This window comes from Alkalibacterium iburiense, assembly GCF_039521845.1.
Taxonomy (GTDB): Bacteria; Bacillota; Bacilli; order Lactobacillales; family Carnobacteriaceae_A; genus Alkalibacterium; species Alkalibacterium iburiense.
In genome coordinates this window covers 1-16,725 of sequence record NZ_BAAACW010000058.1, presented here as the reverse complement: position 1 = coordinate 16,725, position 16,725 = coordinate 1, and the positions used below count along the sequence as shown (strand labels likewise).

Here is a 16,725-nt window from a genome sequence, read left to right as displayed (position 1 = left end):
ATCCTATTTGGGAATATCATACCTTCGAACAGGAATAATCTGATTTTTCATAGAACTTTTGGCATTACCAAATGTTTTAGCCTTTAACGGCTCCGCCCATTCCGTTTACTAAGTGTTTTTGGGCGATTAAGAACAAGATAACTGATGGAATAAGAGCAATAATACTTCCGGCTGCTAGGGCGCCGTAGTGAATATTATACTCTCCCATCATAAAGCTTAAACCGACTGGTAACGTAAATTTCGCATGGTTACTTGTCAGCATCAATGCCAAGATAAATTCGTTCCAGGCATAGACGAAAATGTTGACACTTGTCGCTACAATACCTGGTCCTAAAAGAGGCAGTAGCACTTTGGTTAAGGATTGTAATTTAGTCGCTCCATCAATTGATGCCGCTTCTTCCAGTTCGGCAGGTATGCTTGCGATAAAGCCACTCATAAGTATGGAGTTAAAAGGCACTTGGACGGTTGTGTAAATTAAGACGAGACCAAACAGATTACTTGTTAAACCTAAATTACTGAAAATAATAAACAGTGGAATAATTAGCATGGATTTAGGAATAAACTGTGTCGCTAGAAGCACGAGCATCAAGAAACGCTTTCCAGCAAAGTCGTAACGTCCGAGTGCGTATCCTGCTAGGATAGATAGTAAGACCGTTAATAGGACGGTGCTTATCCCTACAATTAAACTGTTTCCGAAGAAGGTATCGAAACCGACATTCGTCCACGCTGTTATAAAGTTGTCAATGGTTACATTTGACGGCAAATATTCAACGACTGAAGAACCGATGATGTCACTTTCAGGCTTTAAGGCTGTATTCAATGTCCAATAAATAGGAAACACAGACCATAAAAGCATCAGCAGCATCGGTATGTTAAAGGTTAACACACGATCGAGTTTTTTGTTTTTTCCCATTCTTTTATACCTCCTCAAACTTGGACACTTTTAGATAGACGGCAGCGAGAATCGTTAAGATTAAGACTGCGACAACTGTCATGGCTGATCCATAACCAAAGTTCGAACCGTTTACAGCTGTGTTTACTATATACATAGAGAATGTCATAGTTGAGTTTGCTGGTCCTCCACCTGTTAAGTTATAGATTAAGTCGACATTGTTAAAGGTCCATACTGTTCGTAATAATGTGGTCAAGACAATCGTCCGTTTCAGCTGCGGTAAAGTAATACTGACCAGCTGCTGAAAGCGCGTGGCTCCATCCACTCGTGCCGCTTCGTATAATTCTTCTGGTATGTTCTGTAATGCAGCTAAGAGAGTTACCGCAAAGAAAGGAATCCCTCTCCACAACTCCGCAATAACGACCGCCGTGAAAGCAGTACCCGTACTAGCTAAAAAGGCTGCCGGTCTGTCAATAATACCCAAACGCATTAAAATGTCGTTTAAGACCCCGATATGTTCGTTGTAGATTAACATCCAGATAACAGACGTTAAAACACCTGAGATGGCCCAGGGTAAAAAGGTCAAGGAACGGATGACGCCTCTGCCTGCAAATTTTTGATTCAATATTAAGGCAACGGCTAAGCCGAATACAAGTTGTAAGGAGACTTGGGTGCCTACCCATTTGACACTGTTCCATAGACTTGGAAGAAACATGTTGTCTTCCGTAAATAAGCGGACATAGTTCGATAGCCCAGCAAAACTATCATAAAATGGTGCGGCTATATTATAGTTTTGGAAGCTGTAATAAAAGACTGTTAACATTGGATAAAAAAGAAAAGCCAAAATAATAATAAATGCAGGGGCTAAAAGTAAATAAGGGACCCAATTTATTTTCAGCTTTTTCTTTTTCTTTTCTTTCATATTTTGCTCAATAATTGTTCTTTGCATATCTTTCCCTCCTACACCCAAAGATTAACAGAAAGCGCTTCCTAGCTAAATTCAATATCTTACGCTGAACCTATAATATTTTAAGGTATTTTATGAAAACGATATCAAAGAGCAAATTATTATAATAAACGACACGGCCACTTTTGCATCCATGCGGTCGTGTCTCCTCTATTTATTGGCTTTCACTCTGTTGCTTTTTGTAAGCGGTCGGCGTCAAGCCTGTATACTTTTTGAATGAACTGCTGAAGTAGTAGGCATTTTGATAGCCTACTTCACCTGCTATTTCGTAGGTCTTCAAAGACGCTTCTTTTAAGAGCTGTTTGGCTTTCTCCATTCTCTTCTTTAAAAGGTACTCCGTAAAATTCATCCCTACTTCTGCTTTAAACTGCTGGCTCAAATAAGGAACGGTGACATGTATTTCTTGCGCTAAAGTATTAAGATTGAGTTCAGGGTCTTTATAGTAATCGTCGACAATGTTTTTTGCCCGTGTAACGACTGAGTCTTCTGTGAGTCTTTTTTCTTCAGCTGAAAGTCTTTCCTGCCACTTATCGAGTAATCCTTTTATATGTGCATAGAGTTCATCCTTATTCTTTGCGGCTACAATTCGTTCAAGTAGCTCAATTTGATTCGTGTCTTCTTTATCAGTCGCTGCAAACTGATGGATTCGTTTAGAAATAAATGTACTTAAATTAACGCCTATCTTTTTGTTTTCACTTAATGTGAAAGTGTCTGTTTTAAATAAACGTATAAACGATTCAATCTGTTCCAGCTCTTCTTTATGATTTTGAGTGAGTTGAGCAAGCGAATGCGTTTCCTCTGTATCGCTACTATCAGCTAGCTTGCTCATCCTCTCCATTCTCACTTCTAACAAGGCTTTTTTAATATCTGTCCTTTTATCATAAACCGACGACTGAATCATTTGAAAGGCCGTACCCTTTTCTTTTTCTAATTCTTTGACGCTGTTTTTAATCTGAACTAATTGATCGTAAGCATCGTGGGTAACAGCTGCTAGAATAAACAATTCCGTTCCATGGAAAGGAATGACTTTTATCGTGTTTGTTTGGGTAACAGGTACACTCTTTTTATAAAGAGCCTCAAGCCAGTCCTGTTCAGGAACTGAAATCGTGTAGACAACAAAACTGGAAGCCTTAAGGGACAAGTCTAATTTTTCCAGCTGTTCATTTATTTCTTCATCCGTATAGTGGGACTCACTGTATAGCAAGTCAGATAAAAAAGCTTCTTGAAGTAAAGGCAGTGAGGTGGCTAACTGTTCACTTTTACTGTTTTCCTTTTGCCACGTGTCCAGAGCTTGTTTTGCTTTATCTAGAAGTTTTGGTAGTTTAACCGGTTTAAGTAAATAATCATCCGACTTAAGCAGCAGGGCTTCATGCAGGTACTCAAAGTCATCATAGCCAGTTAAAAATATAATGCGGGTGGGTTCTAATTTTTCTCTTACCTGTTTAGCTAAATCTATGCCACTTACAAACGGCATGTTTATATCTGTAATCAGTAAATGAGGCTTCTCTTCTTCAATGACTGTTAAGGCATCTTGTCCATTCGAGGCTTCTCCGACGACTTGCGCACCGATACTTTCCCAATCCGCTTTCAATAGAGCTTTTCGTATAATTCGATCGTCTTCAGCAATCACTACTTTATACATGTCATTCTCCTTTAATTTTAGGAATGCGTAATAAAATCTGAGTATATTCTCCGTATTCACTGTCAATCACTAAACCGTATTTTTCACCATAGCGATTTTTAATTCTAATATGGACACTTCTCAATCCGACTCCTGTTTCAGTCTCACTATCTGTTAAATAGGGAGCAGACAGTTCTTCTCTTATCTTTGATAGCTTCTCTTCTTTAATCCCTTTCCCATTGTCCCAGACTGAAAACACAATATCCCCATCCTCTTCTTTACAAGTCAATGAAATAAGGCCTTTTTTACGGTCATTCATCACACCATGGTAAATAGCATTTTCGATTAAGGGCTGAAGGCTTAACTTGACAATATAGTATGGATACCATTTTTTAGGGATGTTTATCGTGTAATCAAAGAAATCGCCATATCTTGTTTCCATAATGGTTAAATAACTTTCCACATTCTGTAACTCTTCTTCGAGCTGTATGATTTCTCTGCCTCTACTTAAACTGGTTCTAAAGAAATCCGAGAGCTGGGTAGTCATCTGACTGGCTTCTTCATTCATCTCCATATCACTCAAGCCTTTTATAGCCGACAAAGTGTTATATAGGAAATGCGGACTAATCTGAGAGTGCAGCAAAGCGACTTCCAGCTCCATTCTCTCTTCTTGAGACAAAGTGACTTCTGTAAATAATTCTGTATTTCTTTCAATTAATTTATTGAAGGATTCATATAGTACAGCTAATTCATCCGGCACCGTTTCTGGTTTCTCAATTTTTTCATCAAAAGTTTCTGTCCCGAGCATTTTTTCAGACAGCTCTTCTATCGGATTAGAAATATATCGCTTAATCATTCTTAACAGTAAAAAGGCTAATAGAGCGATAAAGAGAGAAAAGATAATAATCACCCAGCTTAAGGTGCTCTCTGAATTAAATATAGTCGGCTTGGGTGTCACAAGAGCTAAAGCCCAGTCATTAAAATTCACAGGGCTTTGCTGGACATAATAACTTCCTAAGGATTCGGTACTTATTTCTTGCACTTCCTGGGTCCCAACCCCTTCCAAGTACTGAGCATGGATCTGTTGGTTTAAACCATCGTATACATTTGAATCTTCTGTTGTGTAATAACTTTGACCGGACATCAGAAGCATATAGCCCTCTTCCAAAGAGAAATCATCTAAAACGTTCTCAATAAAGAATGTATTGAGGTAGATGAGCACGACCCCCACTTCGTTCCCGTAAAAATCACTCACTAAATGGCCAATCGCTTGAACGTCTCTTTCCGAATCGAGCAAGGGACTGGTATGATTCCCCACCCAAAAATACCCTTCATTATGTTCGTATGAAGAGAAGTCGTCCAGCTCTATATCTATATTGTTTCTAATCCCCCGTTCTTCATTGTAAACTAACTGGAAATCATGCAGGTTTATGTAGATGGAGTCTACTAAGTAAGAATTCGATCCGTATAATTCATCCATTTCCTCTGTTAACTGAATATAGTCACCTGGCGTAAGGGCTTGTCCATTAGCCAGCTTCGTTACACTGTTTTGTTGAATAAACGTATAGAACTGCTCGAAGATGTCTCTATACACATAAGAGATGAACTCATTTTTTTGGGTAACAATATTTTGCATCGTATCAATCGTCGTTTCCGTCAATTGGTTGGTCGCCGCAATATAAAAGACGCTCGCTGTAAATACAATAAATAGAATACTCAATATAAGATAAAAGAAATTAATCGTTTTACTAAAGGAACGAAATAAAGCTTTTTTCATTTGCACTAAAAGTAACCTCGCATTCTGTATTGAAAAGGTTATCATTCCACTAGAAAAGATATTAAAAAGCCCTTTATGGGAGGGACAAATAATCTATCCCATAAAGGACTCCATTAACCATAGTCTATTCATTACTACAGAGAATTCTTATTTCTTGCTGAATTCTAGCTTGGCTTGTTCGTAACTTTCTAAAGTCCCAATGTCATATCGCTTGCCTTCGAATAAATACGCATGCACGGGCTTATGCTGGATAAGATACGGAACAAAGTGTCCAGGTGCGTCTGGATTATTGCCTGCTTCTAAATAGTCTTTAATTAAAGGTAAGGTTTCTTTTTTGTATAAGTAAAAAGCAGGGACACAATAATTCGATTGGGGATTATCTGGTTTTTCAACAAAAGATAAGACCTCTTGATTCTCATCCAATTCCACTACGGCTGCTCTTTTTAACTGGGCTTCATTTTCTTCATGGTAAGAAGTAATGCAGTCCGTTTCCTTTTCTTCAAAGTACTGGGCAAAATCTGTTAGTTCAAAGTCAAACAGATTGTCGCCTGCTAAAATCATAACGTCATCATCTAACTGCAAGGTTTCACTGACAAACTGAATATCGCCAATGGCTCCCAGGCGGTTGTCATTGGTCGTTGTCCCGTCATTTAACACCGTTAGTTTTTTTGTATAGGACGCACCATTCGCCCAGTCTTGGAAGTGAGTAGTGAATTTTTCATTCGTCACTATGATAACTTCATCAATCGATTCGACTTTGTCTAATTTTTCAACAATATGGTCTAAAATGGTTTTGCCGGCCACTTCCAGTAAGGGTTTCGGCTGGTTTTTGGTTAAAGGATACAGGCGTGTGGCGTAACCTGCGGCTAATACAATGGCTTTCACTTTACATCCACCCTTCTAAATCTTTGACCAAGCGGGCTCCATCATCTGTGTGACTAAAGTTGACCGCAAAGTCATCTTTGTATGCTGGGTGCTTAGTTGTGTATTCTTTTTCCATTTTTTCTTTTATGCTGTCTTTGTAAGCCGGGTTAACCAGGCCGATAACGGCTCCGCGGTAACCTGCCCCGCTTGGTCTTGCTCCGTATACGCCTTCAGAGTCTTTTAGGATATCAAAGATCGTTTTCATTTCTGGTATACCTGATTCGTATTGGAAGAAGGAGCTTTCTCCTGACTCAAACATATACTGTCCAAACGCTGCGATATTTCCTTCAGCCCAAGCTTTTGCGCCTTTGTTGACGCGGTCTTGTTCTGTGTAAAAATGAGCGGCACGCTTACGGAAACGTTCAGGTAACTGATCTTTGTATTCTTCGTATACACTGGACGGTATGTCACGTAGATGAACACGCTCAAGAGACGGGGATGGGTCCATGCCGCTTAAGTCTTGGAGTATCCACCCGGCTACTTTCAGTTCATCTGTTCGGTTATTAAAGTCGGTACTAATTAGTTGTTTAGATATGCCTGAGTAGACGATGATCACTTCAAACTCCGGCGTATTTTCACCTTTAGGAATGAGTTCATATTCATTAGTCGTACAATCCATCACCATCAATTGATTGTTCATACTAAGTATATTTGCGGACTGATCTAAAATACCGTTTTTCAGACCGATAAACTGGGTTTCTACCCAGTGGCTGTACTGAATGAGCTCCATTTTTGACAGCTCGATTTCATTCGCATCTGCTAAAGCCATTAAGTAAGCTGTTGTGACGGCTGCAGAAGAACTTAATCCCCCTATAGGCAACTTCCCGCTTACTACGCCTTTAATGCCTTTTCTTAAAATATGGTCTTGTTTAAGGGCTTGTACGGCTCCTCTTAAATACGTTCCCCAAAAACCTGGAACATATTCCATTTCATGGTCTAGGTGAAACCATTCTTTATCTGGGAAGTCTAAACTTCTTACTTTTATGTACCCATCGTTACTTGGTGAGTAGACGAAATCCACGCTTGAATCCAATGTCATTCCTGATACTTTCCCTAATTGGTGATCGGAATGCGCTCCTAATGGACAAATACGCAAAGGTGATTTGACTGCTCTTATGTCCCTTTCGCTGTAGTCTTTTTTAAAGGCTTGAATAATGTCTTTCATACTCTTGTCCCTCCTTATCAAATCATATCTTCTATATTACCATGAAAGCGGGTAAATGTTTAGATTTATTGTGACTATCTAATCAAAAAATAAAAAAAGCCAACTCATATTAACATTAAGAGTTGGCCTGATTTTTAGTTTTTATAGTAGTCTTTATACCATTCTACAAACTTCTCTAAGCCTTCTTCAATTGTGGTAGACGGCTTGAAATTGATATCTCTTTCCAAGTCAGATACATCAGCGTAAGTTCTCACAACATCACCCGGTTGCATTTCCATATAATTCTTCTCAGCTTCTACTCCTAGAGCAGATTCTAAGGCATTAATAAATCGCATGAGTTTAACTGGGTTATTGTTTCCTATATTGTAAACTTTATAAGGGGCAAAACTAGAACTCAAATCATCTTTCGTTTCATCCCAATCTTTATTGGCTTTTGGCGCTTTTTCAATCAAGTTTTCTATACCTTCTACAATATCATCAATGTAGGTGAAGTCGCGTTCCATTTGTCCGTGATTGTAGACATCTATCGCTTCGCCTGCTTTAATTTTGTTAGTAAACTTAAAGTAAGCCATGTCCGGTCTACCGTACGGGCCATAAACAGTGAAGAAACGTAAGCCTGTTGTTGGTATATTATATAAATGACTATAGGTATGGGCCATTAATTCATTGGACTTTTTAGTAGCAGCATAAAGGGATACCGGATGATCCACTTGATGGTTCGTTGAAAATGGCGCTACTTTGTTTCCACCGTATACTGAACTTGAGGAAGCATACAGTAAATGTTCTACTGGATAATGACGACACGCTTCTAGAATGTTCATCATTCCAATCAAGTTACTGTCAACGTAAGCATAAGGATTATCAATGGAATATCTTACCCCCGCTTGGGCTGCCAAGTGAATGACGTGCGTTGGCTTTTCTTTTTCAAAAAGATTGTCCATATCTGCTTTATCTTTTAGATCTATTTTATGAAAAGTAAAGCCTTCACGCTTATTTAAAATTGCCAGACGGTCTTCTTTTAGTTGTGGATCGTAATAATCGTTCATATTATCTAATCCAACAACTGTTATGTCTTTATCTAAGAGTGCTTGGGATAAGTGGAAGCCGACAAAACCGGCTGCACCAGTGACTAGTATTTTCATTTGCTCATCTCTTTCTTGTGTTTTATATGTACCGTTAAATTATAACAGGATACTCCTTTTGAGACAAATGCGAAAAGCTGTCTCTGCCGTTACAGTATTCAGTTTTTCATTAGCTCGATTAACTCATCAATAAATATTTTCTGAGTTGAATGAGTTATGGGTATCTCAATCAACTCATCCAATATGTCAGACTCAGTTCATTGAGTTGGAGCTATTTCGTTCAACTCACTCGTTATTTTTATCTGAGTAGAGTAAGGTTTGATTATTCATTCGAAAAAAGAGCCTTCAAAAAACGAAGGCTCTATTATTTTTCTACTAATTATTATTATATAAATCTCTCGTGTAGACTTTGTCTTTAACATCCATAATATCTTCAGTTAAACGATTAGCTACAATAACGTCTACTTCATTCTTGAATGATTCTAGATCATTATTTACTTTAGAGTTGTAAAAGGTTTCTTCTTCAAGTACTGGTTCATAAACCACAACTTCTATTCCTTTTGCTTTGACACGTTTCATGATTCCTTGAATAGAAGACGCACGGAAGTTGTCCGAGCCAGATTTCATCACTAATCTATAAATTCCAACTTTTTTAGGATTCTTTGCTATAATTTGCTCAGCTACAAAATCCTTCCTAGTACGGTTTGAATCTACTATTGCTCTTATTAAGTTATTTGGCACTTTGTCGTAGTTAGCTAGTAACTGTTTCGTATCTTTCGGCAAGCAGTAGCCACCGTAACCAAATGAAGGATTATTATAATGATCTCCAATGCGTGGATCAAGTGAGACACCGTCAATAATTGACTGAGTATCTAATCCATGTACTTCTGCGTAAGTGTCTAACTCATTGAAATAGGCCACTCTAAGAGCTAGATAAGTATTAGCAAACAGTTTAACTGCTTCGGCTTCAGTTGACTCCATCAAGAGGACATTTACATCATCCGCTTTTGCACCTTGTACTAATAAGTCAGCGAATACTTGAGCACGTTCGGACTCCTCGCCTAAAATAATTCTGCTAGGATATAAGTTATCGTGCAAGGCATTGCCTTCTCTTAAAAACTCAGGGGAGAAGATTATTTTATCTGTATTGAATTTTTCTCGAACTTCTTTCGTGTATCCAACTGGAACCGTCGATTTAATTATCATTATAGATTCAGGACTATATTTGATAACATCCTCAATCACAGATTCAACTAATGATGTATCAAAATAGTTCGTTTTATCATCATAATTAGTCGGAGCTGCAATTACAACATATTCAGGATTATCAGCATATGCTTCTTTAGGATCTGTTGTCGCTACTAAATCTAACTCTTTATTAGCTAGATAATCAGAAATTTCTTTGTCGACTATTGGAGAATTTTTTTTGTTTATCAGTTCAACTTTTTCTTCAATTACCTCCAGAGCTTTTACTTTATTATGTTGAGCCAATAACACTGCATTGGATAAACCAACATATCCCATTCCTACTACTGTAATATTCATATAATTCTTCCTTCCATTATTTAATCATTTCTATTATAACTCAATGTGAAATTTATCACAACATAATTATAAAGGGACACTTTTCAGTGTCCCTTATTTTTAATTTAATTCTAGTTCAGACTTTAAATGAGAACTTACGCGATTGATTTCTTCATCTGGAATAATTTCATAGTAGATACCATTTATCATTTGTCCACTACCTGATAACTGGACTTGTTCAACATTAGATACTGAACCACGATAATTATTAAACATGTCTACCATGTCATCGAAATTCATGTTCGTTTTCATGCTGTCACTCATACTTCCTAAAATAGTACGGTAATTTAAGATGGAGTCAAGTGAGGCAATGCTGCGCATCGTTCCTTCAATCACTTGCCTTTGTCTATGCTGACGACCGTAGTCTCCTTCAGGGTCACTTTTCCTCATTCTGGAATAGGCCAGAGCTTTTGAGCCATCCATATGAGTAGACTGACCTTCTACGAATGAATACTCTCCTGATGAAAAGGATATAGGTGGAATAACACTAATTCCGCCCACAGCATCCACTATCTGTTGCATACTTTCCATATTCACGGAAACATAATAATCCACTGGCACATCAAATAGATTTTGAACGGTATTCATAGCCATACTTGTTCCACCGAATGCGTATGCATGGTTGATTTTATCCTTATGACCTCGACCGATAATTTCTGTATATGTGTCACGAGGGATACTGACTATACTTGTTTTATTGGTATTCGGGTTCACAGTTAAGAGCATCATTGTATCAGAACGACCTGTTTCAACTCTTCCCATGTCTCCCGTATCTATTCCCATAATTAAAACTGAGAATGGATCTTCACCGTCATCTACTACAACTGGTCTTTCTTGACGGCTGGTGTGCTGCTCTTGACCTTCCACTTCTTCATACATCTCACCGGTTGTTGCTTGCAGATCATTATAAACCTGCCATACCACATATCCCCCAGCTACTACGAATAATGTTAAGAATACTAACAGTACCTTTAATACAATTCTCCAAACTGATTTTTTTCTTTTCTTTTTATAGTTTCTATTCACTCTAGAATTTTGATTCATTCGAAACCTTCTCTCATTATGAAATAATATCTATTGATAATTGTACCAGTTTTATCCATTAGTACAATTAGGAAAGTGTGAAGTTTTTCTTAAATCATTCTATTAATTTGACTGTGTAAATAAGCTCTCCTGTTATTCTACCAGAAGAGCTTATTTTCTATATATTAATTGTTAAAATAATGATTTACTCCGTTAACTAATCCGCGTAATAACTGATTTTGATAGGAAGGATCTGTTACTTTTCTTAATTCTGCTGTGTTACTCATAAATCCTAATTCAGGAATGATCGCTGGCATCGTAGTTTCTCTTACAACCACATAAGCTCCTCCGAACACACGTCTGTAATGAGCATTGGTTTGGCTGATTAGAGAGTTTTGCACACTGTGTGCCAACTTCTTACTTTCAGCAATTCTATGAGCATTATTGTGCATAGCCTGATTTATAATAGGAGGATAGTTTGAACTTGGTTTATAATAAATTGTTTCAATACCATGTACGCTGCTATTCCCTACTCCCATACTATTGTGGTGGATACTTATAAATATATCTGCATCGGTATTGTTTGCCATTCTGGCTCTCTCTACCATACTTATGGTTTTATCGTTTTCTCTAGACATAATAACGTTATAGCCTTGAGCTCTCAGGGCATCTCTTAATTTTAATGACATTGAAAGGTTTAAATCTTTTTCGTTGATTGTTCTGCCATTTAAAGTTCCACGAGCACCTGGATCTTGTCCTCCATGACCAGGGTCAATAAAGACGATTTGATACACTTTTTCAAAAGCATTTTTAATATTATTACTTATTGTTTGATCTCCACCTAGTAGTGTAAATCTTGTCAATCTTCGGTTTCTAGCATATTGTTGAGCTTGTTGAAGATCGGCTGGATTATCTCTAACTAAAAGAACACCAGTATTATTTCTACTTGCGAGTACAGATGCAGTTAAAACGTCCGCAAAAGCATTGCCATGTCCTACAAAAATCTGATTCCCACTTATACCCCAATGGTTTAAAACTCTTTGATTGACTTCATAACGGTTTTTTCCAGAAAGTCGTGTGACATTATTTACTCTAGATTTTAACTGGTTTTCAGTATTAGCACTTATGGATTGAGGACCACCAATAATTCTCCAATCCTTAACCTGATTCGCTATAATGTTCACTTCTGGGTGAAGTTCATTTGCTCGAGTTAAAAGAATCGGTTGCTTATATCTTCCAGCTACAGATGAGATACTAACAGCATCAGCGTAAGCATCGCCATTTACTAAATGAGCAGTTGATGGTCCTCTTAAGGAAATTAATTCTTCTGCTATCATTCTAGATGTATCATAACGATTTCTTCCAGCTATACGTCTTACATTTAAACCTTGGCTACGTAACTTGCTAATAACTTGTTCTGGGACAGAATCAGGTCCGCCTAATATAACAACATTCTTTGCTCTTAAACGGTTGATTTCATTTATTGTTGCATTAGATATATCTCTTTCATTAACTAATAACATTGGAGCGTTATAATGAGCGGCAAGCGGCGTACCGGATAAGGCATCAGTGAATCGGTAGCCATTTGCAATAAAGACTGTATCGCTTCTATTCCATCCTCTTTTACTAATGTTAATAGCTACTTCGATACGATTTTTACCCGTTATTCTTTCTACTGACGAACTATTGCTTGAACTAGTAGACACTTGGTTTAATGCCATGCTAGTCGAAAAAGTAGACATTCGTGAGTCTCCTTCAGACTGAATCCCAAGTAACATCTCGATTAGCGCTTCATTATTTTGAGATCCATACTCTGCGGGGTTAAAACCATTATGATTAGATTGAATAACTTTATTCTGATCTATGTAAAGTTGGAACCCATCAATGTTTTCAACAATTTCTTCTGCTGTAAGTAGATGATAATCCGTTAGAAAGTTTTCAAAGGCTGAACCAATAGTCCCTAGGTCATCCATATCTTTATGGAAATACAGTCTTATTTCAAACTTCTCAAGATTTTGATCAAGCAGATTGTTATCTTCTACATTGGATTCGTTATCGTTTTGATTAATGTTATCTTCTTTTACTTCACCTTTATTTTCGGGGTCTTCCTCAATTACTTGAGTTTTTTCTTCTGATTTATTATCTTCTTGCAATTCCACATTAGTAGTTGAGGTGTCTTCTGTTGATTCGGTTTCTTTAATTGATTGCTTTACTTCTAGCTCATCATCTTCAATCAGGTCACCATCATCTGTTGCATTAGATTCCTCACCAACATCATTAGTTGTAGAAGTTTCATCTAAAACCTCATCGAGCTCTATAGCATCTAACTCTTCATCTAATTCCGCATCTTGTGTTAGCCCAGATTCCGTTTCTGCAAATACATAGTTTAATGATGTAAAGTTACCAAAAATCATCACACTAGACATTAAGACTAATAACTGTTTTTTTATATTGTTTTTAAAATTCAAATTTAATCCCTTTCCTTCTATAATTTTCAGTGCCTATTTTGTTTTTTCAATACCAGCCGTTTTTTTTATAATGATATATATATTCCACACGGACAATCATACTGACGGAATACTTTAAAACGATAGGTAAATGCATACTCAACAGAAACACTTTTGTATTTATTTTTCTGTTGAGTATGTTACTTGGTATTAATCTAACTATACAGTATCGGATTAATTTCATATTAATTTGAAATAACACAACTCAATTCTATTCATTAATCGTATTGAGTTAAATTGTACTTATTAATATAATTTCTTACAGCCTCAAAGTATTTAGGATCTGTCGCATAACCTCTTAAACCACCGTTATCTAATACTTCGAAAACATCTTTAGTATTTTTTCTCCATGTACCTCTGTAGTAGAAATCTTCTCCAGTGCCTCGGCCGTAACGTAACAGATTTGCATAGCCCTCTAAAGATTCATCATAAGAAGAAAAACTTCTAAATCTAGCTAACACATCTATATTTTCTCCTCTGATATGTTCCCAAGTCCAAGATAAGGTATACGGTTGGTTATTTCTTGCTTTTATACCAAATAGGTTATAATGAGGTGCTCTAGCTAATTGACTTTCTCCAATTTCACGAGCGATACCACTTTCATGAATAGCCTGTGCAATCATTAAAGAAGGATAGAGAGCTTCTTCCCCTTTTTGACTTGCCACTTCTTGAGCTCTAGGTGCTATCCAATCTATGAACTGTTGAGCATCCTTGAACTGTGAAGGGTTATTTGTGCCAATTAATTTAGCTTTTTCAGAGGCACTTAACATGCTTTCTACACCCTGACGAGTCACTGCCAATTTGTCACCTATTTTTATGTTATTTATATTACTGACTTGACCATTCCACTGCTGTAATTGGAAAGGTGTCATTCCGAATCCTTCTGCAATACGATTAAAATTATCTCCTGCTTGTACCGTATAAATACCATTTTGATGGACTCTTTCAATCGATCTGTAAAGTTGTTCAAAGGTATTGTAAACATTCTTGTTCAAAGTTACTTCTCCACCTAACAATACAAAGCTCTCAATTCCTTTACCTTTTACGTAATCCGCTGCTAGATTAAGATTTGCGGTATTGTTATTTGTTAGGACAACTCCTGTCCCTTCAGCCGCTGCTAGGACAGATCCACTAAGTACGTCGGCAAATGCTTCCCCAGAACCTATATAGACATGTTGTGTATTAAATCCCCAGTGATTCAATACTCTTTTATTTACTTCATATCTGTTTCTTCCTGAGAGACGAGTGGAGTTATTGACTCTATTTTTCAATTGATTTTCAGTGTTTGTACTAATAGAGTCTGGTCCACCAATAATTCTCCAATCCTTAATGGTAGAAGTCAGTTCTATAACTTCAGGATGTAACTCATTAGCGCGAGTTAACAATATAGGTTGTTTATATCGACCAGCCACTGAAGAGATTGACACAGCATCCGCAAAAGCATCCCCATTAACTAAATGAGCTGTAGACGGTCCGCGTAATGAAATAAGCTCCTCTGCTATTTTTCTCGATGTATCATATCGATTTTGACCAGCTATACGTTGAACATTTAAACCTCGACTTTGTAGAGTAGTAACAACAGATTCAGGTACAGACTTAGGTCCGCCTAGGATAATGATATTTTTTGCTTGTAAACGAGCAATTTCAGCTAATGTTTCAGTTGAAATTCCATTCTCATTAACTAGTAATAAAGGTGCGTTATAATGAGCGGCTAAAGGAGTCCCTGATAAAGCATCTGTGAATTTAAACCCGTTAGCAATTACAACCGTATGACTACTGCTCCAGCCTCTGCGACTAATGTTTTCAGCCACTCGCAATCTGTTTCTTCCGTCTACTCTTTCTACATCAACAGTCTGGTTATTTGCTTTAGTGCTTGATGTACTAAAAACATTAACAGCTTTTGATTCAGTTTCTTCATGAAGGTGCATTAAAGGATTTCCAAAGTTAGCTAACTCATCAATGAGTTCAGCTTCGTATGCAAAGCCCTCTTTTAATTCTTCCTCAATATGTATACTATCTTGATCTTCTGACGCAGTAGCTTGAACACTTAAACTATTCGTATTGGTCATATTTAATAAAAGTAACATACTACTTGCATAAATGAGAGATTTCCTTATTGTCATCTTTTTCACTTAATTCCCCACTCTTTCTATTTTTTAAAAATAACACAATATTTATTTTACACCTAATTGACCCCCATTCCAGTTTATTTTGTGACATTTTACTTACATATTCAATATACTTTTGTAAATATCTTTGAGAAGTACTAAACCGGACCTAGTAAAACAACAAGATTGATGATGTTTTATATCTTCTATTCAAGCTTTTAAATTTCATGTAATCGATATTTATGTAAATATAACAGATATATTAAATATTTAAAAGTTATTTTGCATATCATTTTTGTGACTATTTGTCATATAAGTAATATGATTAACGTAAGCGATGAATAGCTAGGTACCTGTGAATAAGGATAACCTCCTGTTAAACTTGAAATATCTTAAGTATGCAGGAGGTTTTTAGTTTGGGAAAGAATAGACAGGATATTGTTCCTGTGACATTGCGGGATAATCAAAACGATCGCCGTACAGTGACGAAGCAATCGCCACAAAAACTCGTCGCACGGTAAGCGGTGAATAGCTAGGTACCTGTGAGTCCTGGCGGCCTCCTGTTAAACTTAAGATATCTTAAGTACACAGGAGGTTTTTAATATGGAAAAGAACAAACACTCTATCATACCGGTGACCTTGCATGACGATAAAACTAATCGCCGACACATTTCGAAGGTCCATTCACAGAAAATGGTGGCCCATTTAAGAAATAATCAGACAGAGTTACTTATTTACGAGGGGATCAAACCGTCGACATTGAGGGTTCTCCTCGCGGAGATGTCCTTCAATGAAGCTCGTTGATTTTACTCAAGTAGAGAATGTTTTTATCGTGTGTGGAAAGACGGATATGCGCCGTCAAATTGACGGATTAGCTGCGACCATCACAGAAGAATATGATATGGATGTGTATCATGAGGCCCTCTTTCTCTTTTGTGGTGGAAAAAAGGATCGATTCAAAGCTCTTTACTGGGAAGGCGACGGCTTCCTTCTCTTGTACAAACGTTTAGAGAATGGGAAATTGAATTGGCCGCGTAACCAGAACGAGATTCAAAAGTTAAGTGCGCAACAGCTG

General features: G+C 37.2%; 13 protein-coding genes. 2 read left to right on the top strand and 11 right to left on the bottom strand.

Going from position 1 to position 16,725, the window contains the following annotated elements; translation table 11 throughout:
• Positions 1-76: 76 nt before the first annotated feature.
• The 11 genes from ABDZ53_RS04940 to ABDZ53_RS04890 form a co-directional block, all read right to left on the bottom strand.
• Positions 77-913: a carbohydrate ABC transporter permease gene (locus ABDZ53_RS04940; RefSeq protein WP_343754479.1), complete on the bottom strand. Its 837-nt coding sequence runs from the start codon at positions 911-913 to the stop codon at positions 77-79.
• A 4-nt stretch (positions 914-917) separates the two neighbouring features.
• Positions 918-1,841: a carbohydrate ABC transporter permease gene (locus tag ABDZ53_RS04935; protein ID WP_343754478.1), complete on the bottom strand. Its 924-nt coding sequence runs from the start codon at positions 1,839-1,841 to the stop codon at positions 918-920.
• A 172-nt stretch (positions 1,842-2,013) separates the two neighbouring features.
• Complete coding sequence (locus tag ABDZ53_RS04930; protein ID WP_343754477.1) at positions 2,014-3,501, bottom strand: response regulator transcription factor; 1,488 nt, start codon at positions 3,499-3,501, stop codon at positions 2,014-2,016.
• Between the two features lies 1 nt (position 3,502).
• The gene (locus tag ABDZ53_RS04925; protein WP_343754481.1) at positions 3,503-5,257 is read right to left on the bottom strand and encodes a sensor histidine kinase; all 1,755 of its coding nucleotides are present in this window, start codon (positions 5,255-5,257) and stop codon (positions 3,503-3,505) included.
• 147 nt (positions 5,258-5,404) lie between these two features.
• Entirely contained in the window at positions 5,405-6,142 is a 738-nt protein-coding gene (locus tag ABDZ53_RS04920; protein WP_343754476.1) for a nucleotidyltransferase family protein, read from the bottom strand.
• Position 6,143: 1 nt separating this feature from the next.
• Complete coding sequence (locus ABDZ53_RS04915; protein ID WP_343754475.1) at positions 6,144-7,346, bottom strand: GHMP family kinase ATP-binding protein; 1,203 nt, start codon at positions 7,344-7,346, stop codon at positions 6,144-6,146.
• Positions 7,347-7,480: 134 nt separating this feature from the next.
• Positions 7,481-8,488 (bottom strand): NAD-dependent epimerase, encoded by a 1,008-nt coding sequence (locus tag ABDZ53_RS04910; protein ID WP_343754474.1) that lies wholly within the window; start codon positions 8,486-8,488, stop codon positions 7,481-7,483.
• Between the two features lie 315 nt (positions 8,489-8,803).
• Positions 8,804-9,973 carry a nucleotide sugar dehydrogenase gene (locus tag ABDZ53_RS04905; protein WP_343754473.1) on the bottom strand — a complete coding sequence of 390 codons (1,170 nt, stop codon included), beginning with the start codon at positions 9,971-9,973 and terminating at the stop codon, positions 8,804-8,806.
• A gap of 99 nt (positions 9,974-10,072) precedes the next feature.
• Positions 10,073-11,056, bottom strand: a complete 984-nt coding sequence (locus ABDZ53_RS04900) for an LCP family glycopolymer transferase (RefSeq protein ID WP_343754472.1) — start codon at positions 11,054-11,056, stop codon at positions 10,073-10,075.
• A 164-nt stretch (positions 11,057-11,220) separates the two neighbouring features.
• Positions 11,221-13,461 (bottom strand): N-acetylmuramoyl-L-alanine amidase, encoded by a 2,241-nt coding sequence (locus ABDZ53_RS04895; protein WP_343754471.1) that lies wholly within the window; start codon positions 13,459-13,461, stop codon positions 11,221-11,223.
• 299 nt (positions 13,462-13,760) lie between these two features.
• The gene (locus tag ABDZ53_RS04890) at positions 13,761-15,665 is read right to left on the bottom strand and encodes a cell wall-binding repeat-containing protein (RefSeq protein ID WP_343754480.1); all 1,905 of its coding nucleotides are present in this window, start codon (positions 15,663-15,665) and stop codon (positions 13,761-13,763) included.
• A gap of 588 nt (positions 15,666-16,253) precedes the next feature.
• Here ABDZ53_RS04890 and ABDZ53_RS04885 point away from each other — a divergent pair.
• Positions 16,254-16,454, top strand: a complete 201-nt coding sequence (locus ABDZ53_RS04885; protein WP_343754470.1) for a hypothetical protein — start codon at positions 16,254-16,256, stop codon at positions 16,452-16,454.
• A partial coding sequence (gene tnpB, locus ABDZ53_RS04880) for an IS66 family insertion sequence element accessory protein TnpB (RefSeq protein ID WP_343754469.1) occupies positions 16,441-16,725 on the top strand: 285 nt, incomplete at its 3' end. The genes ABDZ53_RS04885 and tnpB, both read left to right, overlap by 14 nt.

Excerpts from the sequence above, each read along its gene's own strand:
- ABDZ53_RS04940 (WP_343754479.1), bottom strand. The coding sequence starts at position 913 with ATGGGAAAAAACAAAAAACTCGATCGTGTGTTAACCTTTAACATACCG.
- ABDZ53_RS04935 (WP_343754478.1), bottom strand. The coding sequence starts at position 1,841 with ATGCAAAGAACAATTATTGAGCAAAATATGAAAGAAAAGAAAAAGAAA.
- ABDZ53_RS04930 (WP_343754477.1), bottom strand. The coding sequence starts at position 3,501 with ATGTATAAAGTAGTGATTGCTGAAGACGATCGAATTATACGAAAAGCT.
- ABDZ53_RS04925 (WP_343754481.1), bottom strand. The coding sequence starts at position 5,257 with ATGAAAAAAGCTTTATTTCGTTCCTTTAGTAAAACGATTAATTTCTTT.
- ABDZ53_RS04915 (WP_343754475.1), bottom strand. The coding sequence starts at position 7,346 with ATGAAAGACATTATTCAAGCCTTTAAAAAAGACTACAGCGAAAGGGAC.
- ABDZ53_RS04910 (WP_343754474.1), bottom strand. The coding sequence starts at position 8,488 with ATGAAAATACTAGTCACTGGTGCAGCCGGTTTTGTCGGCTTCCACTTA.
- ABDZ53_RS04905 (WP_343754473.1), bottom strand. The coding sequence starts at position 9,973 with ATGAATATTACAGTAGTAGGAATGGGATATGTTGGTTTATCCAATGCA.
- ABDZ53_RS04900 (WP_343754472.1), bottom strand. The coding sequence starts at position 11,056 with ATGAATCAAAATTCTAGAGTGAATAGAAACTATAAAAAGAAAAGAAAA.
- ABDZ53_RS04895 (WP_343754471.1), bottom strand. The coding sequence starts at position 13,461 with ATGTCTAGTGTGATGATTTTTGGTAACTTTACATCATTAAACTATGTA.
- ABDZ53_RS04890 (WP_343754480.1), bottom strand. The coding sequence starts at position 15,665 with ATGACAATAAGGAAATCTCTCATTTATGCAAGTAGTATGTTACTTTTA.
- ABDZ53_RS04885 (WP_343754470.1), top strand. The coding sequence starts at position 16,254 with ATGGAAAAGAACAAACACTCTATCATACCGGTGACCTTGCATGACGAT.